At 56.0% G+C, this 24890-nt stretch carries 23 protein-coding genes and 1 tRNA gene; 20 read left to right on the top strand and 4 right to left on the bottom strand.

Annotated features, from left to right (window positions below):
* Positions 1-157 precede the first annotated feature (157 nt).
* From COA65_05395 to COA65_05380, 4 genes are all read left to right on the top strand, one after another.
* Entirely contained in the window at positions 158-1690 is a 1533-nt protein-coding gene (locus tag COA65_05395) for a methylmalonyl-CoA carboxyltransferase (protein PCJ59929.1), read from the top strand.
* Positions 1691-1762: 72 nt separating this feature from the next.
* Positions 1763-3748, top strand: coding sequence for an acetyl-CoA carboxylase biotin carboxylase subunit (gene accC / locus COA65_05390; protein ID PCJ59928.1), 1986 nt, complete (start codon positions 1763-1765; stop codon positions 3746-3748).
* Positions 3749-3763: 15 nt separating this feature from the next.
* On the top strand, positions 3764-4189 hold the full coding sequence (locus COA65_05385; GenBank protein ID PCJ59873.1) for a hypothetical protein: 426 nt from the start codon (positions 3764-3766) through the stop codon (positions 4187-4189).
* A complete protein-coding gene (locus COA65_05380; protein ID PCJ59872.1) occupies positions 4186-4470 on the top strand; it encodes an acylphosphatase in 285 nt (94 codons plus the stop codon). The genes COA65_05385 and COA65_05380 overlap by 4 nt, the downstream gene beginning before the upstream one ends.
* Here the strand turns inward: COA65_05380 and COA65_05375 are convergent.
* Complete coding sequence (locus tag COA65_05375) at positions 4467-5117, bottom strand: lipoate-protein ligase B (GenBank protein ID PCJ59871.1); 651 nt, start codon at positions 5115-5117, stop codon at positions 4467-4469. The genes COA65_05380 and COA65_05375 overlap by 4 nt on opposite strands.
* Before the next feature lie 94 nt (positions 5118-5211).
* Between COA65_05375 and COA65_05370 the strand changes: the two genes are divergently transcribed.
* The 11 genes from COA65_05370 to COA65_05320 all read left to right on the top strand — a co-directional run bounded on the left by COA65_05370 (position 5212) and on the right by COA65_05320 (position 15438).
* A tRNA-Leu gene (locus COA65_05370) sits at positions 5212-5297 on the top strand.
* A 59-nt stretch (positions 5298-5356) separates the two neighbouring features.
* A complete protein-coding gene (mgtE, locus tag COA65_05365; GenBank protein PCJ59870.1) occupies positions 5357-6748 on the top strand; it encodes a magnesium transporter in 1392 nt (463 codons plus the stop codon).
* 138 nt (positions 6749-6886) lie between these two features.
* Complete coding sequence (locus tag COA65_05360) at positions 6887-8077, top strand: acetyl-CoA C-acyltransferase (protein PCJ59869.1); 1191 nt, start codon at positions 6887-6889, stop codon at positions 8075-8077.
* A gap of 14 nt (positions 8078-8091) precedes the next feature.
* On the top strand, positions 8092-8691 hold the full coding sequence (locus COA65_05355) for a 2-hydroxychromene-2-carboxylate isomerase (GenBank protein PCJ59927.1): 600 nt from the start codon (positions 8092-8094) through the stop codon (positions 8689-8691).
* 61 nt (positions 8692-8752) lie between these two features.
* Positions 8753-9658, top strand: coding sequence for a hydroxymethylglutaryl-CoA lyase (locus tag COA65_05350; GenBank protein ID PCJ59868.1), 906 nt, complete (start codon positions 8753-8755; stop codon positions 9656-9658).
* Positions 9659-9792: 134 nt separating this feature from the next.
* On the top strand, positions 9793-10341 hold the full coding sequence (locus tag COA65_05345; GenBank protein PCJ59867.1) for a two-component system response regulator: 549 nt from the start codon (positions 9793-9795) through the stop codon (positions 10339-10341).
* An 18-nt stretch (positions 10342-10359) separates the two neighbouring features.
* Positions 10360-10857: a hypothetical protein gene (locus COA65_05340; GenBank protein PCJ59866.1), complete on the top strand. Its 498-nt coding sequence runs from the start codon at positions 10360-10362 to the stop codon at positions 10855-10857.
* Between the two features lie 91 nt (positions 10858-10948).
* On the top strand, positions 10949-11368 hold the full coding sequence (locus COA65_05335) for a hypothetical protein (protein ID PCJ59865.1): 420 nt from the start codon (positions 10949-10951) through the stop codon (positions 11366-11368).
* Positions 11355-12464, top strand: a complete 1110-nt coding sequence (locus tag COA65_05330; protein ID PCJ59864.1) for a peptidase M48 Ste24p — start codon at positions 11355-11357, stop codon at positions 12462-12464. The genes COA65_05335 and COA65_05330 overlap by 14 nt, the downstream gene beginning before the upstream one ends.
* Positions 12465-12600: 136 nt before the next feature.
* Positions 12601-14514: a sulfatase gene (locus COA65_05325; GenBank protein PCJ59863.1), complete on the top strand. Its 1914-nt coding sequence runs from the start codon at positions 12601-12603 to the stop codon at positions 14512-14514.
* Positions 14515-14535: 21 nt separating this feature from the next.
* Positions 14536-15438: a lipid kinase gene (locus COA65_05320; GenBank protein ID PCJ59862.1), complete on the top strand. Its 903-nt coding sequence runs from the start codon at positions 14536-14538 to the stop codon at positions 15436-15438.
* 9 nt (positions 15439-15447) lie between these two features.
* Here the strand turns inward: COA65_05320 and COA65_05315 are convergent, their stop codons facing one another.
* Positions 15448-16053 carry a phenylacetic acid degradation protein PaaY gene (locus COA65_05315; GenBank protein PCJ59926.1) on the bottom strand — a complete coding sequence of 202 codons (606 nt, stop codon included), beginning with the start codon at positions 16051-16053 and terminating at the stop codon, positions 15448-15450.
* A 239-nt stretch (positions 16054-16292) separates the two neighbouring features.
* Between COA65_05315 and COA65_05310 the strand changes: the two genes are divergently transcribed.
* The 3 genes from COA65_05310 to COA65_05300 all read left to right on the top strand — a co-directional run bounded on the left by COA65_05310 (position 16293) and on the right by COA65_05300 (position 19683).
* Positions 16293-17774 (top strand): aspartate aminotransferase family protein, encoded by a 1482-nt coding sequence (locus tag COA65_05310; protein PCJ59925.1) that lies wholly within the window; start codon positions 16293-16295, stop codon positions 17772-17774.
* Positions 17775-17990: 216 nt separating this feature from the next.
* The gene (locus COA65_05305) at positions 17991-19250 is read left to right on the top strand and encodes a hypothetical protein (GenBank protein ID PCJ59861.1); all 1260 of its coding nucleotides are present in this window, start codon (positions 17991-17993) and stop codon (positions 19248-19250) included.
* On the top strand, positions 19180-19683 hold the full coding sequence (locus tag COA65_05300; protein ID PCJ59860.1) for a cell shape determination protein CcmA: 504 nt from the start codon (positions 19180-19182) through the stop codon (positions 19681-19683). The genes COA65_05305 and COA65_05300 overlap by 71 nt, the downstream gene beginning before the upstream one ends.
* Here the strand turns inward: COA65_05300 and COA65_05295 are convergent.
* Positions 19680-20591 (bottom strand): alpha/beta hydrolase, encoded by a 912-nt coding sequence (locus COA65_05295; protein PCJ59859.1) that lies wholly within the window; start codon positions 20589-20591, stop codon positions 19680-19682. The genes COA65_05300 and COA65_05295 overlap by 4 nt on opposite strands.
* 115 nt (positions 20592-20706) lie before the next feature.
* On the opposite strand from COA65_05295, the gene COA65_05290 reads away from it, so the two are divergent.
* Together COA65_05290 and COA65_05285 are read left to right on the top strand one after the other, a co-directional pair.
* Positions 20707-21246 (top strand): C4-dicarboxylate ABC transporter permease, encoded by a 540-nt coding sequence (locus tag COA65_05290; GenBank protein PCJ59858.1) that lies wholly within the window; start codon positions 20707-20709, stop codon positions 21244-21246.
* Positions 21247-21249: 3 nt separating this feature from the next.
* Complete coding sequence (locus tag COA65_05285) at positions 21250-22821, top strand: tripartite transporter (protein ID PCJ59857.1); 1572 nt, start codon at positions 21250-21252, stop codon at positions 22819-22821.
* Positions 22822-22824: 3 nt separating this feature from the next.
* Here COA65_05285 and COA65_05280 read toward each other — a convergent pair whose 3' ends face one another.
* Entirely contained in the window at positions 22825-24864 is a 2040-nt protein-coding gene (locus tag COA65_05280) for a lytic murein transglycosylase (GenBank protein PCJ59856.1), read from the bottom strand.
* Positions 24865-24890: the final 26 nt, after the last annotated feature.

Here is a 24890-nt window from a genome sequence, read left to right as displayed (position 1 = left end):
GGCCATTTTAAGGCTTTGGCTTTTGTGTCTTGCTAGGCGGTTGACGGGTCGTTGCGCGTCAGGTATTTTTTTCACAACACCTTCAAATTATTCAATAATCGTGGAAACCACCCCGGCAAAGCCGGAATTATGGCCTTGCAGGCAGGAACGCGAACGTATGAAGGACATTCTTGAAGAACTTGAACGCAAACGCGTTGCGGCGCGTGCCGGCGGCGGTGAAAAGCGAGTCGCGGCCCAGCATCGGAAAGGAAAGCTGACCGCGCGTGAGCGTATTGAGCTTCTTCTCGATCCGAATTCCTTTGAAGAATACGACATGTTTGTCGAACATCGTTGCAACGATTTCGGCATGGACGCGCAGAAAGTACCCGGCGATGGTGTTGTCACGGGTCACGGCACCATCAATGGTCGGCTGGTTTTCGTGTTTAGCCAGGATTTCACGGTTTTCGGTGGCTCTCTCAGCGAGACCCATGCCGAAAAAATCTGCAAAATTATGGACCAGGCCACCAAGGTGGGCGCGCCGGTCATTGGTTTGAACGATTCGGGCGGGGCGCGCATTCAGGAAGGCGTCTCTTCCCTTGCCGCCTATGGCGAGGTTTTTCAGCGCAACGTCAACGCTTCGGGCGTTGTTCCGCAAATTTCACTCATTATGGGGCCTTGCGCCGGGGGTGCCGTTTATTCGCCGGCGATGACGGACTTCATCTTTATGGTGAAAGACGCTTCTTACATGTTCGTCACCGGGCCGAATGTCGTTAAAACGGTAACCCATGAAGAAGTAACCCACGAAGAGCTTGGTGGGGCGGTTACCCATACGACACGTTCGGGCGTTGCCGATCTGGCTTTCGAAAACGATGTCGAAGCCTTGCTGCAACTTCGCCGTTTTATGGATTTTCTGCCATCGTCGAACCGCGTTGCATCGCCGGTTTATCCGACATCGGATGTTTCGGACCGGATTGAGGAATCCCTGGACACGCTTGTGCCGGCCAATCCAAACAAGCCCTATGACATGAAGGAGCTGATCCTGAAGGTCGCCGACGAAGGCGATTTTTTTGAGATACAGCCGGAATATGCCAAGAACATCCTGATCGGATTTGGGCGTATTGATGGGGAAACCGTCGGTTTTGTTGCCAATCAGCCGCTGGTTCTGGCCGGCTGCCTGGACATTGATTCGTCCAAAAAGGCCGCCCGCTTTGTTCGCTTCTGCGATTGTTTTGGTATCCCGATTGTGACCTTTGTGGATGTGCCTGGCTTCCTGCCCGGAACCAGCCAGGAATATGGCGGCATTATCAAACATGGTGCAAAATTGCTTTTTGCGTTTGCTGAGGCGACGGTCCCGAAAGTGACGGTCATTACGCGCAAGGCCTATGGGGGGGCCTATGATGTCATGAGTTCAAGGCATCTTCGCGGCGACGTTAATTATGCGTGGCCGACAGCGGAAATTGCTGTCATGGGGCCGAAAGGGGCTGTCGAGATCATTTTCCGGGGGGATGTGGACGATCCGGAGAAGCTTGAAAAACGGACCGAGGAATACCGCAAGAAATTTGCCAATCCTTTTATCGCCGGCCATCGCGGTTTTATCGACGACGTCATCATGCCTCACAGTACGCGGCGGCGGATCAGCCGTTCTCTTGCGATGCTGAAGAACAAACAAGTTAAAGGCCTTTGGAGAAAGCATTCGAACATCCCGCTTTAGGGGTTGCGCCCACCCTGCCTGTCAGGAGAGCTCGCCGGGGGTGTGAAAAATACGCTGGGAAAACCGACTGAGATGATTAAAAAAATTCTGATTGCCAATCGCGGTGAGATTGCCTGCCGGATTATTCGTACGGCACGGAAGATGAACCTTCGCACCGTCGCCATCTATTCCGAGGCGGATCAGGATGCGCCCCATGTGCGGATGGCGGATGAGGCGGTTTTTCTTGGCCCCGCACCCGCGGCTGAGAGTTATCTGGACATCAAAAAAGTCGTGAAGGCCGCGAAGGATACGGGCGCGGACGCCGTCCATCCCGGCTATGGCTTTCTGTCTGAAAACGGTGCTTTTGCCAAGGCGCTGGCCAAGGAGAAAATCACCTTTATTGGGCCATCGGCAAGCGCAATCGCGGCCATGGGGGACAAGGTTGAATCGAAAAAGATTGCGAAGGCCGCAGGCGTAAGCGTGATTCCAGGGCATATCGGCATCCTGAAGGATGCCGACGCGGCGCTAAAAATCGCGAAGGAAATAGGCTACCCGGTCATGGTCAAAGCCTCGGCTGGCGGTGGCGGCAAGGGCATGCGGATTGCGCGGAACGATGCCGAAGTCCGCGACGGGTTTCGCTCGGCACAGAACGAGGCAAAATCCAGCTTTGGCGACGATCGGATTTTCCTCGAAAAATACATCGAAAACCCTCGCCATATCGAAATCCAGGTGTTGGCGGATTCTCACGGTAATATCATTCACCTTGGCGAACGGGAATGTTCGATCCAGCGACGCCATCAAAAAGTTATTGAGGAATCGCCAAGCCCGGCAATCGACACCAAGACCCGTGACGCCATGGGGGCAGAGGCCGTGGCCCTTGCAAAAAAAGTTGATTATTGTTCGGCTGGCACCGTCGAATTTGTTCTTGGTGCAAATGGCGACTTCTATTTTCTCGAGATGAACACGCGCCTTCAGGTCGAACATCCGGTGACAGAGCTTGTGACCGGCATCGATTTGGTCGAGCAGATGATTCGCGTGGCTGCCGGCGAAAAGCTTGGCATCCGCCAGGAAGACGTCACGTGGACGGGTTGGGCGATGGAGGCGCGTATTTACGCGGAAGATCCGTTGCGCAAGTTCCTTCCTTCCATCGGTCGTCTTGCCCGTTACCGCGAGCCGGTCGGCGAGGGCGTTCGTGTCGATAGTGGGGTGGTGGAAGGCAGCGAGATCAGCGTTTATTACGATCCGATGATTTCTAAATTATGCACCTATGGCGTCGATCGCGGCGAGGCCATCGCACGGATGCGCATGGCCCTGGACGCGTATTACATTCGTGGGATTGAGCAAAACATCGCCTTTCTCGCTGCCGTGATGGCAAAGCCCCGCTTTCTCGACGGCAGGTTGACGACGAATTTCATTGCCGAGGAATTTCCAGATGGGTTCAGCGGTGCGGACCTCCCAAAAGATGATGCCGCAGGGCTGATTGCTGTCGCGGCGATGCTTCACCAACGTTTCACCGAGCGTACGGCCAGCATCGATGGCCAGATGCCCCATCACGAGGCTGAAGCCGGGATGGAATGGGCTGTCCTTCTTGATGGTCAGTCCCATCCGGTCCAGATCAAGCCAGAGCTTGATGGCTTTGATGTGATGATTGGCAAGGCCACCTATGCCGTTCGCAGCCAATGGGCTCTTGGCTCGCCCATTTTTCATGGCACCGTTAACGCGCGTCCTATTACCGTTCAGATCGACCGTAACGGAATCGGCTTTCGCCTTACCCATGGTGGCGCCAAGCATAATGTACTGGTTGTGACAACGCGCGGGGCGGAGCTTGCGGCTTTGATGCTGGTTAAGATGCCGCCGGATCTTTCGCGTTTTCTGCTGTCGCCGATGCCGGGGCTGCTTGTTGCTGTGGCTGTTGCGGAGGGGCAGAGCGTACAGGCGGGGGAGGAACTGGCCGTCGTTGAGGCAATGAAGATGGAGAACGTTCTCCGGGCTGAACAGGATTGTACGGTTTCAAAGATTTTCGCAAAAGCAGGCGACAGTCTGGCGGTCGATCAGGTGATCATCGAATTTGAAGCATAATCGCTGCGGTGTAAAATGAGCCCGCGTTCTTTTTTAAAAAATTTTGCCTTTGCGTTTAGTGCCGGTGCCCTTGGTGGTCTGGCGAACGGTCTGGTTGTCTGGTTTCTGGGGGCAGTTGGCATTACGGCGGCGCTGGGCGTTGCCATCGCACCGGAGATAACGCCCGCCTGGCTTTATCCACGGCTGGTTTGGGGCGGCCTTTGGGGCGGGCTTCTGCTGTTGCCGCTGCTTTCCTGTGCTCCTTTGAAGCGAGGGCTTCTTTTCGGTCTTGGGCCTGCCTGCGTGCAGCTTTTGATCGTCTTTCCCTACAAGGCGGAAAAGGGGATGGCGGGGCTTGCCCTTGGCGAGATGACACCACTGGTCGTTGTTTTCGTCAATCTGGTTTGGGGCGTGGTTGCGGCGGTCGCCTATCACTTGATGTGGAAAAAAACAGCCTCATGAAAGCCCTGTTGCGCATCCATGGCCGTGTGCAGGGTGTGTGTTACCGGATCTGGACGATGGAGGAAGCCCGACGGCGGGGGCTCAAGGGCTGGGTCCGGAATCACCAGGACGGCACGGTCGAAGTCCTTCTTGCCGGTGCGAAGGACAAGGTTACCGATATGATCGCGGCATGCAGGCTTGGGCCGTCGGCGGCAAATGTCGTGGAAATTGAGGTGACGCTGGTCAACGCGGAAATCGGTGACGCTTTTGAAACGCGTCCTTCGGTGCAACACGCGCCTTAACGGGTTTCGCCGAAAACGTTCATGAATGCCACTTGCAGGGCGGCATCGACTTCCGCTGTCGTCGCCGATACGCCAAGATCGGCAAGGGATGTGACGCCGTAATTCGCGTTCGCGATCCCGCAGGGAACGATGCCCTGAAAATGTTCAAGACGTGGGTCGACGTTCAGGGAAATGCCGTGATAGGTGACCCAGCGTCGGATGCGTACGCCGGTCGCGGCGATTTTGTCTTCCCGACCGTTGCCGCGATCAACCCAGATGCCGATGCGTCCCTCCCTGCGTTCCCCGCGCACATCAAAGCGGGCAAGGGTGCGGATGGCCCATTCCTCAAGATTTCGAACATAGGCGCGCAGATCGGCGTCCCGCCGTTTCAGGTCGAGAAGCACATAACCAACCCGCTGTCCCGGCCCGTGATAGGTGTATTTGCCGCCACGACCCGTCTGGTGGACCGGAAATCGGTCTGGATCCAGCAGTTCTTCCTGCTTGGCACTGGTGCCGGCCGTATAAATCGGCGGGTGTTCCAAAAGCCACACCATTTCCGGTGCATTCTGGTCGTGGATGGCGGCAACGCGCGCTTCCATGACCTCAACGGCCTCGGAATAGGGGATGGGCGCATCGCTAAATCGCCATTCGATTTCTGTTTTTTGCAAAAACCAGCAGCCTTCAGGTTAGAGCGTCCTTGCGAAGAATTTTTTGATTTGGTATTCCCCCTGTGGGCGGATGGCAAGTGCCATGCGCGAATGTGCGGTCGTGGCGGAATGGTAGACGCGCAGCGTTGAGGTCGCTGTGGGGGAGACCCCGTGGAAGTTCGAGTCTTCTCGACCGCACCATTATCAATCGAAACACGTGCTCCCATTCACTGTGCAAATTCGGATTGCAAGGGGTAGCCATGGCCTCGGAAGAGCTGGAGAGAGAGGGACGGGAAGGTCATCCCAAGGAAGGCTATGGGCTGGCGCCTGACCTTGAGCGCGCCGTTGCTGCCACCCTGGAGGCAGAGGATGTGTCCGGCGTTCGTGCGTTGGTTGCCCCGCTGCATGTGGCCGATGTCGCCGATCTGCTCGAACATCTGACGGCAGATCACCGGAAATTCCTTTTCGAGATTTTGCGTCCGACCCTGGATGCCGAGCTGCTGGCGCAGCTTGACGAGACGGTCCGTGAAGAAATCATTGAATATCTCGGGCCGGAAGAGGTTGCTGCCGCCGTCGCCGAACTGGAAAGCGATGACGCGGTAGAGGTCATTCAGGAACTTGATCGCGAGGAACAGCAGGAAGTTCTTCAGGCCGTTCCACCACAAGAGCGCGCCATCCTTGAAGAGGGACTTACCTATCCGGAGGAAAGCGCTGGCCGTCTCATGCAACGGGAGATGGTCGTCGTGCCTGCCTATTGGACGGTTGGTGAGACAATCGACTTCATGCGCGAAACCGATTCTCTGCCAAAGGATTTCTACGACATTTTTGTCGTCGATCCATCCCATAAGCCGGTCGGAAAAATCCCTTTAAGCCGTCTCTTGCGGACGCGGCGACCGGTGCCCGTTGCGAAAATCATGCTTCAGGCACCGCGCCCCGTGTCGGCAACAACGGATCAGGAAGAGGTGGCGTATCTGTTTCGGCAATATGGCCTGGTTTCGGTGCCGGTCATTGATGCGGTCGGCCGGATTGTTGGCGTCATCACCGTGGATGATGTTGTCGATGTCATCGACGAAGAGGCAGAAGAAGACATCATGAAACTTGGTGGCGTTCAGGAAACGGATATTTACAGCGCCGTTCTTGACACGACGCGGTCGCGTTTTTCCTGGCTGTTCGTAAATTTGTTTACCGCCATTCTCGCATCCACCGTCATCGCCTTTTTTGATGCGGAAATCGACAAGCTTGTGGCGTTGGCGGTCCTCATGCCGATTGTTGCTTCGATGGGCGGCAATGCCGGGACCCAGACGCTGACCGTGGCCGTTCGTGCGTTGGCCATGCGTGAGCTTACCATAACGAATGCGTGGCGAATTATTGGCAAGGAAACGCTGGTTGGCGGTTTTAACGGCGTCCTTTTTGCCGCGCTTGCCGGAAGCGTCGCCTGGTTTTGGTTTGAAGACCCGCTTCTCGGTGCCGTGTTGGGGCTGGCGATGATTGTGAATCTCGTCATTGCGGGGGTCGCTGGCGCGATGATTCCTATCGGCTTGGCGCGGGCCGGGGTGGATCCGGCGGTCGCGTCGGGTGTTTTTCTGACTACCGTGACAGATGTCGTCGGATTCTTTTCCTTTCTTGGCCTGGCCAGCATCCTGCTTCTTTAGCGGGGGGGTGTGGCTAGCCATTGAAAAACAAAGATAATATCTTGCCTCGGAATCTTGTTGCAGAAATTGTGACGGCAAAGGCATATCTATTCGGATAGAACATTCGATGTTGGGGAAACAAAAGGAGATAAAGCGAAGATGTCTGGCGATCCAATCGTTATCGTAGGAGGGGCGCGAACCCCGATGGGCGGCTTTCAGGGCGAGTTGGGGAAGGTAACCTCTCCTGAACTCGGTGCCATTGCCATCAAGGGCGCGCTTGCGCGCGCGGGCATCTCGCCGGAGTGCGTCGAAGAAGTCATCATGGGCTGTGTATTGTCCGCCGGGTGTGGGCAAGTGCCGGCCAGGCAGGCTTCGCTGGGCGCGGGCATCTCCGAAGCGGCTGGCAGCACGACCATCAACAAGGCCTGCGGTTCCGGTATGAAGGCGGTCATGCTTGCGAACGATCTGCTTCGTGCAGGAACAAATGACGTGATGGTTGCCGGCGGCATGGAAAGCATGACGAATGCACCCTACCTTCTTATGAAGGGGCGAGGTGGCTATCGCATGGGGCATGGCGAAATTTATGACCACATGTTTTTGGATGGTCTTCAGGACCCCTTCAAGGGCGGTGATGATCTGATGGGCGTTTTTGCCGAGAATACGGCGGAAAAATATCAGTTTACCCGTGAGGCCCAGGACGCGTTTGCGATTGAATCGCTGAAACGCGCGAAGCGTGCTGCCGATGACGGAAGTTTTGATGGCGAGGTGGTGCCGGTAACGATTAAATCGCGCAAGGGCGAGACGGTCGTCACGCGCGATGAGCAGCCGCAGACGGCGAATCTGGACAAGATCCCAACCCTGAAGCCAGCTTTTCGCAAGAACGGAACGGTGACGCCCGCGAATTCAAGTTCGATCTCGGATGGGGCCGCCGCCGTTGTCATGATGCGGCTTTCCGAAGCCGAGAAGCGGGGGTTAAAGCCCGTGGCGAAAATTCTTGCGCATGTGACCCATTCCCAGGACCCGGCGTGGTTTACGACGGCGCCCGTCTTTGCCATCCAGAAACTGCTTGATAAGGTAAAGTGGGGTGCAAAGGACGTTGGCCTGTATGAGATCAACGAGGCTTTTGCTGTCGTGACGATGGCGGCCATGCGGGATCTCGACCTGCCGCAAGACAAAGTCAACGTGCATGGCGGGGCCTGTGCCATGGGGCATCCCATTGGCGCGTCGGGCTGTCGTATTCTCGTTACGTTGCTGGACGCACTTGAAAAGTACGATCTTAATCGTGGCGTGGCGTCGCTTTGCATCGGCGGTGGCGAGGCAACAGCGGTCGCGGTCGAACGGATGCAGTAATGAAAGCCGGTTCGATGGAACCGGTCTGGTTCTACTTCGATTTTGCTTCTCCTTACGGGTATCTGGCTGCCAAGCGCGTCGATGCGATCGCGGCCCGTCATGGGCGTGTTGTTGCGTGGCGGGCCTTTCTGGTTGGTGCGGCCGTGAAGGTGACCGGGTCGGCCTCGCTTTTTGAACAACCGCTGCGTGGTGATTACACGGTCCACGATATGCAGCGCTTTGCAAGGCTGCAGGAGGTGCCACTGCGGGTGCCGCCAAAATTGCCGGTCCATTCCCTAGTGGCAAGCCGGGCATATTATTGGTTGTTTGATCAGGATCCGGTCCTTGCGAAGGCTTTCGCCAACGCCGTTTTTGATGCTATATGGGGCGAGGGGCGGGACCTTTCTTCGGCGCAAGCGGTGGCAGAGGTGGCGGCGTCCGAGGGAATAGACAGCCCGGCGCTGCTGGCAGCGATTGCGACGGCCCCCGTTAAGGGCCGGCTCCGCGAGGAGGTGACAGCCGCTATCGCCAAGGGTGTCTTTGGTTCGCCCTTCTTTCTTGTCGATGGCGAGGGTTTTTGGGGCATGGATCGATTGGACCAGGTTGATCGTTGGCTGGAGACGGGTGGTTGGTGATACCGCTTCTCGACGTCTTCGGGTAAACTTGCCGGAGATGATGACGTAAGGGATAAGAAGCGTGGCGTTTCCAAAATCGGTTGAAATTCTGGAAGTTGGTGCGCGTGACGGGCTTCAGAATGAACCCGGGACGATTGCTACCGCCGTGAAGGTCGATTTCATCGACCGTCTTTCAAAAACAGGTCTGAAGCGGATCGAATTTGGCGCCTTCGTCTCTCCAAAGGTCATTCCCCAGATGGCCGACAGTGCCGAGGTTCTTACGGGCATTGCACAGACGCCGGGCGTGCAATACGAAGCCCTGGTGCCGAACTTGCGAGGATTTGAACGCGCCCTTGCCGCTGGCGTGAAGAATATCCTGATTTTCGGGGCGGCGTCCGAGAGTTTTTCGCAAAAGAATATCAACTGTTCGATTGCGGAAAGTTTTGATCGTTTCGAGCCGGTTTGCGAGGCTGCGAAAGCCAACAACATCCGTGTGCGTGGTGCCGTTTCCTGCGTTCTAGGCTGTCCGTATGAAGGGGAAATCTCCGTCGATGTCATCGCCGATGTTGCGGCAAAGCTCTACCAGATGGGCTGCTATGAAATTGCCCTTGGCGATACGATCGGCACCGGCACGCCGTTAAAGGCAAAAAGGATGGTTGAGGCGGTTGCCAGATATGTGCCGGTTGAAAATCTGGCGGCGCATTTTCACGACACCTACGGCCAGGCTCTTTCCAATCTCTACGCGGTCCTTGAAGAGGGGGTTGCGGTTGTTGACAGCTCCATTTCCGGCCTGGGCGGGTGCCCTTACGCAAAAGGGGCTACCGGTAACGTCGCCACCGAGGACGTTCTCTATATGCTGAACGGTCTTGGCATCGAAACCGGGATCGACCTGGATTGCCTTGTCGATGTCAGCAAGTTTATCTCCGACGCCCTTGGTCGTGACATCGGCTCCCGGGCAGGCCTTGCCATCCTGCGGAAGCGGAGTTGATTTGCCGCCGTTAACACGCTATAGTTGATTGAAGGCAGCATTTACTAAATATAAACGTGTGTTTTTTATCCTTTCTGTTGAGAACGTAAGGCTGGCCGGAAGTCGCTGGCAACGTCTGGACGGGGTGAAAAAGGATGAACGTCGATCTCGAGCGGCTGAATGTGCTGATTGTCGATGATAACAAGCACATGGTTAATCTGATCAAGACAATCTTGCATTCGCTTGGTGTGCGAAATACGCGCGAAGCCATGGACGGCGCAGACGCCTTCACGGAGCTTCGTAATTTTCCGGCAGATATTGTGTTTACGGATCTTGCCATGTCGCCGCTTGATGGGTTGGAGTTTACGCTCCTCGTCCGTAACGCCAAGGACAGTCCGAACCCTTACGTCCATATCATCATGTTGACCGGGCACACGGAATTTGGACGTTTACGCGCGGCGGTCAATGCCGGGGTCACGGATTTTCTGGCAAAACCGGTTTCGGCAAAAGCAATTTATCAACGCATTATGGGCGTTATTCACAATCCGCCGGCGTTTGTTCGTGAGAAAAGCTATTTCGGACCGGACCGTCAGCGATTCCAGATAGACCGCCTGAAAGGCAGCCTTCAAAGGGCGCAAATTATTACGGAGGCTTCAGACGATAATTTGTCTGAGGGTGATATCGATAAACTTCTAGCAGGATAAGGAAGGAGGGAGATTGGCATGGGGAGCAAATCTGAAGAGGTTGAGGTCATTCCGCCGTCAAACCATCTGCGCTCGAAACTTGGCTTGATTGGGAACATGCAGGCCGAAATGGATATGGAGGCGCTTCGCCGCGCGGAAGAGGCGGTTGCGCAACTTCAGGAATCCTACCCGGAATGGGTTGGCCCGGATGTGGATCGAATGGAAATGCTCTTGAAAGATGCCCAGGGTCTTTCTGGCAAGGCCGAGGCAAATGCCTTGCGAGAGCTTTTTGATATTGCGCACAACATTAAAGGCCAGGGCGTTAGTTTCAGCTATCCGCTGATGACCGACATTGGCCAGTCGCTTTGTGGTTTTTTGCGCGGGATGAAAGAAATGGACGATGCGGCTTTTTCCCTGATCAAAGCGCATATTCAGGCGATGCAGGTTGTGATACGGGATCGGCTTCAGGACGCAGAGGACCCGCTTGCCAAAAAGGTCCTATCGGAACTTTGCGCCATCGGCGTGCGCATCGGCTGATTTTTTTGGCCTGCTCCCTGTGACGGGCTTTCCCGCAGGTCTCCCCTATGGGCGCTGGCCTTCTCTGTTGGGTTTCCTCTAAAATACGGCCATGACCCTTCATCTTGTGAAGATGGCGGTCGGTGTGAAGAGCATCGACCACCTCGCCGCTGTTCAGAGCAGGCGCATGCCTGTAGATGGGAAGCCGCTTCATGTGCGTACGCGCAATATGCCACGGCGTGCCGATGCTATCCTTGATGGTGGCTCCATCTATTGGGTCATCAAAGGCTATATCCGCGCCCGCCAGCGCATTCTCGGCCTCGACCGGAAAACGGATGCGGAAGGGCGCAGCTATTGCGAAATTCGCCTTGACCGGGAACTGGTGAAGACCCAGCTTATTCCCAGAAAGCCGCAGCAGGGATGGCGCTACCTCGAAGAGGCGGGCGCGCCTGGAGACTTAAGCTCAGGTGATATGGACGCGAGCCTGCCGCCAGAGATGGCGGCAGAACTTCGCGAACTTGGACTGCTTTGAACCGGGTTTTGCCAAAAAACAGGAAAGGACTCCACTGGCCGTGCGCATGATTTCCCTCTTTGCGGTGCTGTTTTTTCTTCTGGGGGCCTGTGCGCCGACGACGCAACGCGTCGTGATCGACCCGGTTCTTGCTGCGAAGGAAGCGGAGAAGCAGCGCGAAATTGCGCTTACGGAATCCCGGAAAAACAATCGACGTTTGTTTGTGATTTCCTATCCCATTCTTGTTGGCGGGTTGTCCTTTTGTGGGGACAGGGTCACTCCCCTGGTCGGGGCAAGTGTTTCAAGCATTTATCACTTTCCGGAAGAGTTTCACAGCGCCGCCAAGACGGTCTTTGGCGATAGCGAGCAATTGCAGATTGCTTGGGTTGCTCCGGGGACGCCTGCCGATAAGGCCGGCCTTCGCGAGCACGATCTGCTGCTGCGGATCAATAACAAGCCGGTGCCGAAAGGCAAGGGCGCTCCCAAGGGTTTTGCCAAGCTTTATGGCGAAGCCGCAAAAGGGAAACAAAGCTTCACCCTTGATGTTCGTCGCGGCGAGGAAGAAATACGCCTGACGCTTATGCCGGAAATGGGATGCGATTACCCGGTCCTGCTGGCCAGTGATGATTCCCTAAATGCGTTTGCCGACGGAGAACGCATTGTCATCATGCGCGGCATGGTTCGGTTTGCGGAGAGCGACACCGAATTGGGAACGGTCATTGCCCATGAGCTTGCCCATAACGCGATGGAACATATTTCCGCAAAGCAGGGCAACGCGATGCTGGGACTCCTTGCGGATATTCTGGCATCGGTCGGTGGGGTCAACACGCAGGGAACCTTTTCCCGTCTGGCGGGGAGGATGCATAGCCAGGCCTTTGAGGCGGAGGCGGATTACGTTGGTCTCTACATCATGGCGTTGAGCGGGCTGGAAATTAAAGGGGCGGCGTATTTCTGGCGGCGGATGGCGGCGGCGCATCCGCAAGCCATTCGAGAGGGCGGTTTCCTGGCATCCCATCCCTCGACGCCGGAACGTTTCCTCGCGCTTGAAAAGACGGTTGAGGAAATCGAACAAAAACAGGCGGCGGGCAAACCACTGCGCCCGGAAATGAAGAAATAAGAAGAAGGAATGGGCGCTGGCGGCCTCTCACATATTCGAAGGCTTGTTTTCTTTGCTTTCCGTTACATATGCTGTAGAGCAATCCGTTCCCGATATTCCAGGTGGATATGAAAAAAATGAATGAAATGAGGCGGGTATGACCCGAGGCGCAAGGCGACTGGCTTGGATCGCCGCAAGTTTTTTGATCGTTTCCATTTTAACACGGGTCGGTCTTGCCTTCTTCACTGGCGAAGGGTTTGCCCCTTCCGAATGGGCGCGTTTTATGGGCGTTGGTCTTATTTTTGACCTCGCCGTTCTGCCGTGGTTTCTGTTTGCGTGGGCGGTGTATGACGCGTTTTTGCCCGAGTTTTCCGAGCATCACACATTTGGTAGGTGGGAAAATCGCTGGTCTGCCGTTTGGGGGACTCTGTTCCTAGCCCTCTTTATCGTCGTCGCCGCTGCCGAGTTCGCGTTTTGGGAAGAGTTCGGGGGCAGGTTTGACTTCATCGCAGTCGATTACCTCGTCTATACCCATGAGGTAATTGGAAATATACGCGAGAGTTATCCGATCGCGTTATGGATGGCGATCATCCTTGGCATTTGTTCGGTCGTTTCCTGGTTCAGTTGGCCGCGTGGCAGAAACGATGCCCGGTCAACCCGGATGGTTCGCTGGCGCCGTCCCGTTGTCGTGGGGGTTGCCATTGCGCTGGGCGTTGGCGTTGTGGATCAGGGGATTGCCGATACAAAATCAAACGCCTATGTCCAGCAGCTGTCGACGAATGGCCTTTACGCGTTTGCCCATGCCTACCGGAACAACCAGCTGGACTATGACAAATATTATCCGATGCTGAAGGCGGCCGATCTGAATTCAGAGATTCGCGCACTCGTCCATCAGCCGAGTTCAAACTTCACTGAGGCTCAAGGGATTGAACGAAACGTTCAGGCCCATAGTCCCGCAAAAAACGTAAACGTTGTTCTTGTTTTTGTTGAGAGCCTTTCGGCGGAATACCTTGGCATTTTTGGAAACAAACTTGGCCTCACGCCGGAACTGGACAAGCTGGCCGGTCAGGGGCTGTTGTTCACCAATCTGTATGCAACCGGCACCCGAACCGTTCGTGGATTGGAGGCCTTGTCTGTCGGGACGCCGCCGATTCCAGGCCAAAGCATTGTCCGGCGCCCGAAAAATGGAGGGCTGGCGACTCTTGGTTCGGAAATGAAAGAGGGTGGCTGGATACCCTACTGGATTTATGGCGGTTATGGCTTCTTTGACAACATGAATGCCTATTTTGGAGGCAATGGCTACACCGTTATTGACCGCACCGATGCGGAGAAGGAAGGCGTGACCATTCACGCCGAAAACATCTGGGGCATTGCCGACGAAGATCTTTTTTCACTGACCCTTGCCAAGCTGGATCGCGAACACGCGCAGGGCAATCGTTTCTTCGCCCACGTCATGACAACCTCCAACCATCGTCCCTATACGTTTCCGGAAAACCGTATCGACTTGCCGCAGGGAAATCGGGAAGGCGTCGTCAAATATACGGACTGGGCGATTGGTGATTTCATTCGACGTAGCGCCGAAAAGCCATGGTTCGACAACACCCTGTTCATTATTGTTGCCGATCATACGGCGAAGGCGGCGGGCAAGACCGACCTTCCACCATCGCGTTACCATATTCCCATGATCTGGTATGCGCCCGGGTTGATCGAACCCGGCGTGATGGGGCGGCTGATGAGCCAGATTGATATTGGGCCAACACTTTTGGGGTGGCTGGGGCTGAGTTATTCAAGCCGCTTTTTCGGATATGACATCTTTAGCCTAGAGACAGGCCGCGAACGGGCCTTTATCAGCACCTATCAAAAACTTGGTTATCTGAAAGACAGTCGATTGGTTGTGCTGGACGTCAACCGGGATCCGACCGTCACCGATGGTTTGCCCGCAAACCAGGGCGGCCCCGGTTCCCTGACGGACCCACAGTTAATCAAAGAGGCAATCTCCTGGTATCAATCCGCAAGCCTCTATTTCCATTCAGGCCAATTGAAGAAAGTTGACGATCCGGATGATCGCTAACGACCTTCGCTGACGGGATTCATGGTCAAGTCTCACCCCCTTGAAGGGCAGCGCCCAAAACGGATTCTGATTATCCACAATCCAACGGCAGGGCGGTGTTGCCGGGGCCGTTTTCTAAAGGTTAAGGGCGAATTGGAACGTCTGGGCTGTGAGCTTACCGTCAAGGCGACGACCCGGCGAGGCGATGCCGAGGCCTTTGCCCGGGAGGCCTCCCGGGACCTCTTGGATGCCGTTGTTGCCGCGGGTGGGGATGGCACCGTCAGTGAGGTCGTGAACGGGCTGCTTGGCCGAAACCTGCCCCTTGGCATCATTCCCCTTGGCACGGCAAATGTGCTGGCCGCTGAAATTCTTCTTCCTTTTCGCCCCCGGGCCATCGCCGCCGTCATCGCGGAAGGGGACAGGCTTCACTGCCATCTTGGCCTGGCGAATGGGCGTCTTTTTACGATGATGGCAGGGGTTGGGCTTGATGCCCATGTGGTGAAAAATATTTCCCCAAGGTTGAAAAAATGGATCGGCAAGGGGGCTTATGCTTGGGCGACTCTTCGAGAGCTGTTTTGTCACACCGCCAATCGCTATCAGGTGACATTGGCAGGGCGCACATTTTCTGCTGCGTCCGTCGTGATTGGAAAGGGGCATTTCTACGGTGGGCGGTATATTTGCACGCCGGATGCGCGCCTTGATCGGGCAAGTTTTCAAGTCTGTCTGTTTAAAGGCGGCGCACCCTGGACAACCATGCTGAATATTCTGGGAATTTTACGGGGAAAAATTTCCGGGATGGCAAATGTGACGCTTGTTGAAACGGATCGCCTGTTGATTGAAGGCCCCCCGGGGGACCCGGTGCAAGGCGATGGCGATTTGATCGCCTGTTTGCCGTTGGAGATTCGAATTTCTGAAAAAACGATCGATCTGTTGGTGCCGGCCTGACGTCCGACGCTAGCTTTTTTTACGACGGGCTTTCTGCAACGGTTTTGTGTCGGTTTCCGGCAATCGCGGGCGATTGGGTTCGGGTGCGGAGAGGGCGGGTACGGCCCGGCAGGTCGCAAGCGAGCGAACGGCAAGGTTTTGATATTCCCTGGTCCCCTGGCATTTCCAGGCAATGTCTTCATCCGTAAGTTCACGGCGAATTCTGGCAGGAATGCCCGCTACAAGGGTGCGCGGCGGCACGCAAAATGCCGATGGCACGAAGGACATGGCAGCAACGAAGCTGCTTTCGCCGATTTCGGCACCATCCATGATGACGGCGCTCATTCCGACAAGCGCATTTTTGCGAATGGTGCATCCGTGCAGGATGGCGCCATGGCCGATATGGCCGTCCGTTTCGATAAGGGTGTCTTTGCCTGGGAAACAATGGAGGACGCAATTGTCTTGAACATTTGCGCCATCGCCGATGGTGAGGCGGCCGAAATCGCCACGTAAAGAGGCCCCCGGTCCAATATAGCAGCCGCGCCCAACGATAACGTCGCCGATCAGGACGGCCGTTGGATGGATGAAGCTTTCAGGATGGACAACGGGAACAAGGCCCGCAAAGCTGTAAACAATCGGTCGCGGATTGTGCCTTTGGTCCTCGCTTTGATCGTGGCTGGGGGTTGCCAAGGGCGTTCTCCAGTTTGCCTTTACAGGTAAGAATAGGCGTCGCGCCGAGGGCTGTCATTTTATTTCCAATAAAAATGGTAGAAATCCTTGGCTTTTTTCTTCGACACGGCAAAATTCCTGCTTGTTGATTGGTGTGCATAGGGGCATATTCCGCCCCGCTTATCCGTTTGGATGGAGGGTCCGTTTTGGATCGATTGAAGCTTCCCAGCTCTGCCTTCATTGACCCCCATGGTAACAACCGTGCGGAAATCGATGCCTTGGCGCAAGAAGTGCTGGATCTGGTGCTTTCCCATGCGACGGATGCGCTTAGCCGTTCGCCATTGCCGGAAAAGGCAGATTTGCCGGCAATGGTCGCCATTCCGGAGATGCCTGCTCCGAAAGAACGCTTAATGGAATCGCTACGGATGATTGTCGCAGGTTCGATGAACGCGGCGCATCCAGGCTATATCGGCCATATGGACACGATGCCGACGACGATGTCCGTTCTTGCCGATTTTGTCGCTTCGACGCTGAACAACAACATGCTGAGCGTTGAAATGTCACCCATCTTTTCCCGCATGGAACCGTTGCTGCTGAAAGAGATTGCAGAGCTCTTCGGCCTTGGCACGCATGCCGGTGGGGTGTTGCTTGGCGGAGGCAGCCTGGCCAATCTTCAGGCATTGGCGGTTGCACGCAATCTGGCTTTCGATGCCCATGGCAAGGGCGTCGCCGTCTTGGAACGGCAACCGGTTCTGTTCGCGTCCGAGGCGGCGCACACGTCGATTCAAAAAGCGGCCATGTTGCTGGGGCTTGGGACGTCAGCTGTCATTCCCATTGCCATGACGGCTGACGCAAAAATGGATACCGACGATCTTGAGCGGGCAATCCGACAGGCGAAGAGGGAAGGCCAAGCGCCGTTTTGCGTGGTGGCGACGGCCGGCACCACGGTGGTCGGTAGCATCGATCCCCTTTCCGACATTCACGATATCGCCAAGGCGCACGGACTCTGGTTCCACGTGGACGCGGTTTTTGGTGGGGCACTCGCCCTTTCAACGACGCAGTGTGGCCGTTTAAAAGGGATCGAGCACGCCGATTCACTTTCCTTCAATCCGCAGAAATGGCTGTACGTTTCGAAAACCTGCGCCATGGCTCTGTTTCGGGACGTTCGGCACTTGCAGGACAGCTTTCGCATTCAAGCGCCCTATATGCGGGACCCGGATGACATGCTGAACCTTGGTGAAATCAGCATTCAGGGTACCCGCTATCCGGATGTTTTGAAGCTTTGGCTGTCGTTTCAGCATATTGGTCGCCAAGGATATGCCCATCTTATCGACGAGGCTTACCGTCTGACGGAACGCTTCGTACAAGAAATCGACGCGCGGCCTTTTCTTGAGCTTGCCATCCGGCCGGAGCTCAACGTTCTTTGTTTTCGCGGCACGCCCCAATGGGTGCCTTCTGAAGGATGGGACGCCTGGAACGAGGCGTTGCAGGTTTCTTTGCTGAAAGAGAACGACACCTTTTTTTCGATTCCGCGGTTCCGTGGTCGGCGATGGTTGCGCGCGATTCTGCTCAACCCCTATTTTGGGGAAGACACGATTGTGAAGATTTTTGAGCATATCGACGCCTTTCAGGCAGCAAGCCGCAACGCGGCCGGTTCGCCGGACGCCATCACCAAACACAGTCGTTAAGCCTGTTAGACCCTGAGATTCCTTGGTTTTATCGAAAAAATAGCGATTTTATTACTCATTCGTTAATGCGCGGCGGTCGAGTTGGGCCTTGAACGGTGCCCCGCCTGCGGGTACTTTTTGGCGAGCCTTTGTATAAAGAAGGCATCAACTTTAAGGGCTTAGCTTTTTATCGCGCCTTTGAAAATTGGGTTGCGTAAAAGCAGGGCATTGGGAGCGATGGGGAAACACGTTCAGATTTTTTGGGAGGTTGGTCGCGGGCGCATGCACCGGTTGTGGGTGTTTTGCACAAAGGCCGTTTCACACCGAACGCCGTTGCTGGTGCGCGTGCTGCAATGGGCCCGTCTGAAATTGTTCACCCTTCACCATTGGCTCTTTCCAGAGCGGCAAATCATCTTGCGTTCGAACGGTCGCGTGCGCTTCGTAAGCCTTTCTCACGGCGTACAGTTTGTTATCTTGATTGTTGTCTCGACGCTGGTCGGCTGGGGTGGCTATTCGACCCACGCCTTTTTTGCCAAGGATCGCATTCTTGCGGAAAAGAACGAACGGATTGCCGAAGCCCTTTTTGCGTACCGCGATCTTCTAAATCAATATGCGGATTCCCAGCAAAGATTCGCTTCGGCGGCCGCCAATCTGGAGGCGAATCACAGCTACCTTCTCGGCATCGTTGCACCGCAGGACTCTGCCAAAACCGAAGACAAGCGGACGCTGGCCGATTCCGGCGAGGAAACGCACAAGGTCGGTCTTGAGGGGATTCTCAAAGCGAACAAACAGCTTAAAATCTGGATGGCGGAAATTCAGATTTCGCAGCATGATGTCGTGCGCGTATTGACCAGTCGGGTTCGCAAGAGTCTTGGAAAAACGAAGACGCTGATTGCCGGGCTTGGGCCCAATGTCGAACGCGTCCTTTCGGAAGAGGTTACGGCCAAACTTGGCCAGGGTGGTCCGTTCCTGGCCCTGCGGACGGATCGTACGCCGGAAGATGCCTTTCGCACGGACCTTGCCAGGCTGGACATGGACATTGATCGTTGGGACGGTGTGCAGCAGTTGTTGCGAACGCTGCCGCTGGTGACGCCATCGGACGCGTTCTATATGGCAAGCAGCTATGGGCGCCGCAAGGACCCGTTCAATCGCCGCGCCGCCGTTCATTATGGGGTCGACCTTGCCGGCGTGCGCAAATCTCCGATTCTAAGCACGGCATCCGGTGTCGTTGTTTTCGCCGCTCGTAATGGCAAATACGGAAAGATGATTGAAATCGACCATGGGCGTGGGATTCATACGCGGTATGGGCATCTGCATAGGATAAATGTCAAGGTAGGCCAGCGTGTCGGGTTTCGCGAACGGATTGGCTTGATGGGCAGCACGGGCCGCAGCACCGGTCCTCACGTGCATTATGAAATCCGCGTAAATGGKACTCCCTACAATCCGGCAAAGTTTTTTAAGGTGGGAAAACATGTTTTCAAAAATTGGGAAGGATAGGGTGTCCGGGGCAGGTACTGCTTCGGATCCTGCGGTTCCTTCCATTATCAGCGCAAATTTACAAATCTCTGGTGATCTTCTCAGCAATGGCGATCTGCAGATCGACGGCATTGTGGACGGCAACGTTCGCAGCCAAACGCTGACGGTTGGTGAGACGGCAAAGATTACGGGGGATGTGGATGCGGAAAGCGTTCAGGTTCGCGGTACCGTCACCGGTCAGATCAACGCACGCGAAGTGACGTTGATGAAAACGGCGCGCGTGATCGGCGATGTCGTTCACGAGACACTGGCCATTGATGCCGGAGCCTATTTAGAAGGCGCTTGCCGTCATGTCGAAGTGTTGCAGCCGGTTGAGACAATCGGGACGGTTTCGGTGGCCATTGAGCCGCCGAAGGAAGCGGAACCCGAGCCCGCACCTGCCTACACAACCTAACGCCGTCCGTTCGTCTTCGGTTTGCGGTCGCGCCTGTTAAGATCGAGCCTGTTAAGGAAGTGTTCGATTGCCGCCGTGGCGGGCGGTTCGTCCAGCAGCGGTACATGGCCGCAGCCCATCACGGTTACCCGGACGAGGTCTGGTTTTTCTGTCGCCATCCGCTTGAAGGTTTTGACCGTCAAAATATCGGAAAGCTCGCCCCGGAACGCCAGGACAGGCAGGTGACGGATGGCACGGTAGAACGGCCATAAAGCCTGCGGCGGTTGTTGAGGCCTTTGAAGCGGCTTGGCGATATTGATATCCCAATCGAAATGCAAGGCGCCGTCCGCGCCCTCACGATACGTTCTGTGCGCCAAGGCTTCCCAGCCCGCGGCGGTCGTGATGGATAGGGCGGGCATAAGGGCTTCGAGGTGTTTTGCTGCAGTCTTCCAATTCGGCTGCGGCCGATCTTTGCAAATATAGGCGAGGATGCGTGCCAGACCTGGCGCATGGATGTCGGGTCCGACATCGTTCAGGATCACCCCGGCCAGCGCCGTAGGCATGGCCGCGCCCATTGCCATTGCGAGAATGCCCCCAAGGGACGTGCCAAGAACGGCAACCCGGTGCACACCCGTTGTGGCCAGCAGATGACGAATGTCGTTCAGATAGACGCGTGGATGGTAATTCCGCCAATCCGGATCGTATTCGGATCGCCCCCGTCCTCGATAATCCGGCGCAAGAATTCGTCGATCGTTTCTTAACCGCCCGGCAAGATCGTGAAAGTCGCTGGCATTTCGGGTCAGCCCGCCGAGGCAAAGAAGTGGCGTCTTTTTTGACAGGGGATCGCCATAGTCCCGAAAAGAAAGGCGCAGCCCATCCTGGGATGTAAAAAATCGTTTTCTGTATTCTTCAGAAGACGTCGTGCTCATTCGCGGTTCCTTCCCTTCAGCCTGCAGGTGGAAGGGGGTGAGATGCAATCTGGCAAGCGTTGCTCCTTTCCCCTATACAGGAAAGGGATATTGAGGGCGCGTTGAAGGAACCCGTATGAATTTTCTTATAAGACTTGCGCAGGGCATCGATCGATTGAACGATCGGATCGGGCGCAAAATTGCCTGGGTGGCGTTAGCCATGACCGGCACCCAGTTCGTCATTGTCCTGATGCGGTATGTTTTTGGGGCGAATGCGATATGGATGCAGGAATCGATTCTTTATATGCACAGCGTCCTCTTTATGCTGGGTGCTGGCTACACGCTTCTTCACAACGGGCATGTCCGTATCGATATTTTTTACCGTGAGGTGTCCCCGGAACGCAAGGCGCTGATCGATTTGATCGGCGTTTTTGTTTTCTTGATACCGGTCTGTGTCGCACTCTTCATTATGGCCTGGCCCTACGTTTCCGCCTCCTGGGCCGTTCTGGAGGGGTCACGGGAAACGAGCGGCATTCAGGCCATCTACCTGCTGAAAGCCGTCATGCTCGTCTTTGCGGTTCTGCTCGTTTTCCAGGGAATTTCGATGGCCATTCATGCGCTTGCTGTGCTCGCAGGCCGCGAAACGACGCAATTGGAACAGCCGAGGAAACTCTAACCCATGGGGGACATTCTCAACATCCTCATGTTCGTCACGCTCTGTGCCTTTCTTCTGATGGGCTTTCCCGTGGCGTTTACATTGGCCGGTACGGCCCTGCTTTTTGCCGGGATTGGCCATTTGCTTGGTGTGTTCGACCCCGTGTTTCTCACAGCCTTTCCCCAGCGGGTTTTCGGCACGATGACGAACGAGATTCTCGTCGCCGTGCCGCTTTTCGTTTTTATGGGCGTCATGCTTGAACGTTCCCGCATTGCCGAGGAACTGCTCGATTCGATGGGCATGCTGTTTGGCTCGCTTCGTGGCGGGCTTGGAATCTCGGTGACCATTGTCGGGGCATTGATGGCGGCTGCAACCGGGATCGTCGGGGCGACGGTCGTAACGATGAGCCTGCTGTCACTGCCGACGATGCTGCGGCGCGGCTACGATCCGAAACTTGCAACCGGTTCGATCTGTGCGGCTGGAACCCTGGGACAGATTATTCCCCCATCCATCGTGCTTGTCTTGCTGGGGGCGGTGCTTTCTTCCGCCTACCAGCAGGCCCAGATTGCGATGGGTAATTTTTCCCCGAAGACGGTTTCCGTCGGTGATCTGTTTGCGGGCGCGCTTTTGCCAGGCCTGCTGCTGGTTGGGCTCTATATCGTCTATCAGATCGGCAAGGCCATTCTGGATCCGGATTCGGCACCTGCCATTCCCAAGGCTGAGCGTGACGCGATTAGTCGAGCCATGCTCATGCGGCAGATACTTCATTCCCTAATTCCACCAGTCCTGCTCATCGTTTCTGTGCTTGGGTCTATTCTCACCGGCATCGCAACGCCGACGGAGGCCGCCGCCGTTGGGGCCGTCGGCTCAGTTCTTCTTGCCGGCTTTCGGCTTGAGAAAACGCGCAGCCGGGCGGTTTATCTTGCCGGCCTCAGCCTTGTCGGGCTTGTGGGATTAAGCTTTGGCGATGGGGTTCCGTTGGGCAACGCGCAAGCGTCGTTGGTCGATCAGACAAAGCTGTTCCTGGCGGTCGGGCTTTGCCTGCTGCTCGCCTTTGGGCTGTTTATCAGCCTGCGGCGTATCTTCGTGGCCGATATTCTGCGCGAGGTTTTGCGCTCGACCATGCAAATCAGCTCGATGGTCTTTGTCATTCTGATCGGGGCATCGCTTCTTTCCCTCGTTTTCTTAGGCTATGGCGGCGACGACATGGTTCGCGAAGCCCTGACAGGCCTTCCTGGTGGCGTGGTCGGCACGATGGTGCTTGTTATGGCCGTCATGTTCATCCTGGGCTTTTTCCTGGACTTCATTCAGATCATTTTTGTTGTTGTGCCAATTGTTGCGCCAATTCTGCTGCAGATGGGGATTGATCCGGTCTGGCTTGGCGTGATGATGGCCATCAATTTGCAGACGTCCTTTTTGACACCACCTTTTGGTTTCGCGCTTTTTTACCTGCGCGGGGTGGCCCCGAAAAGCATCAAGACGATGGATATCTATCGCGGCGTGCTTCCCTTCATCGTGATTCAGGTCATCGTCCTTGGGGTTCTTTCGCTGTTTCCAGCGCTGGCAACGTTTCTTCCCCGGCTTTTCTACGGCTAGATTTTAGCGGACCAAATCCTCGGACGTTTGCAGAAAGAAAGCCCCGCCATTTAACCGCATGCGATAGATCTGCAGGTTTTCCAGAACGCGCTGCACATAATTTCGCGTCTCGTGAATGGGGATCGATTCGACCCAGTCAATTGTGCTGACGCCGGCTTCGCGGGGGTTGCCCATTGCGCGAATCCATCGCCGGACCCGGGTGGGACCGGCGTTATAAGCGGCAATTGCCAGAACGTAAGAGCCATTGAATTCCTTGATCAGGCCATTGAGATAGGCACCGCCAAGCTGGATGTTGTAGTCGGGGTCGCTCAGAAGTTTTTTCCTGGAATAGCGAAGGCGAAGCGTGCGCGCGACACCGCGGGCCGTTCGCGGAAGAAGTTGCATGAGGCCGAGTGCGTTGGCGGGGCTTCTGGCGCCTTTATCGAACGCGCTTTCCTGCCGGGTTACAGCCAGAACCAGCGCTGGTTCTGGCTCTTTCTTTGGAAGTTCCAGGGTCGGGTAGCCACGCGTAAAAAGAAGAATGTTCTGGCGTTGCGCCCGTTTGGTTATGGCGATGGCCAGGTCAGGGCGTTCCAGCGAAAGGGCAAAATCCGAAAGCCACGCATAGGCTTCGGGTGTCGACATTTGTTTCGCAAGCTGCAGGATGAAAAGCCGAAGGTGCTTTGTCGCGCCAATCTCTTGAAGCAGACGCGCAACCCGGGCCAGCGGAAGCGCCTCATAGGTGTTCACAATTTCCGGCGAAAGCTTCGGCGGTGGTGGCAGGGGGGTCGCCTGGGCACCATTGAGACGTTCCGCAGCCAGTTGCCCATAATAGGTCGTCAAATATTGCGAGGCGATCCGGTACCAGCGCCCTTGTGTGCTGCGTGCACCCATGGCCTCTGCCGCACGCGCCGCCCAATAGGACCCGCGTGCGCGACTGATCGGGTACCGCACGACGCGGTAGAGGTTTGTAAAATGGATGAATGCGACCTGAGGGTCGTTTAGGAAACGAAGCGCAATCCAGCCAGCCAGCCATTCCGCCTCGGCGTAGCCTTCGCCAGCCGTCTGCCCATGCCCTTTGGCCAGGCGGTAGGCTTCCGAATAATAGCCTTCGCGAAACAGGCGGCGAACGATGATGACGCGTTCCCGCCACCAATGCTTTGCCTGGCCAAGGTCTTCGGGTGGATGTTCAAGAATTTCACGGGCCGATTCCGTTTTTCCTTTTTTCCGCCGCCAGCGAAGGCGTTCGTATTGAAGGCCGGGGTGGGCTTTTAAATGCTTTGGGACGCGGGCGATGTCCTTGTCGACTGCCCAGGATTTTTTCATCAGGCTGATTCGCGCGATGGCCAGGCTGCGCTGGTCTGGATCGACGCGGTACAGCATGCGTTTGGCTTCTCCGTGACGCCCTTCCCATAACAGGCGGTCGATCCGTGCCACATGGTCTTCTTTGCTGAAAAGTTTTCGATGACGGGACAGGAAGCGCCGGTCCGCGTGGCGGGAAAAATTTTTGTGACGCCAGGTTTCTATCAAATAGTCTTCGCCACCTTCACGGTCGCCGCTGCGCAAACGCGTCTCGCCAAAAAGGATGCGTCCGTGGGTCGTCACCGGCGGGTAATCGGTAAACCATGCAAGGATTGCTTCGTCCGGCAGGTGGCTGGGCATGGCTTCTTCGGCGCGCTGACGAAGAAGGCGCTGGCGCGGCCAATCCGGGTGACCCCGAAGAAATGTCGCGATTTCGTCGAAGGAAGCCCTCGTTTGCGGCCGGGTGTAATAAAGCCATTGGATCACTTCGCCCGGCAACGGGTTGTGGGCGAGGGCGGCGAGCACGCGGGCCTTCTTCCAGCGATTTTTATCGGCCTCGGCGAAGGCGCGCCGATAGGTGCCGAAATCGGCAACGGAAAGAAGGATCGGCGTGGCTTCTTTTTCTTTTTCGCCGGTTTTGGCCTTTGCGGGGGTTGCCGCAAGGCATGCAAGGGCGGCAAGAAAAATGCCCAAGGTCATCCTGCGAGCGGGAAAAAAGGCGGAAATGGGAAGGTGAAGTATTTGAAGCAAAACCGTGCGCATCCATCAAAAGGGGGCGTTGAAAATGG

Source organism: Rhodospirillaceae bacterium, assembly GCA_002746255.1.
Taxonomy (GTDB): domain Bacteria; phylum Pseudomonadota; class Alphaproteobacteria.
This window is presented reverse-complemented; position numbering and strand designations above follow the sequence as displayed.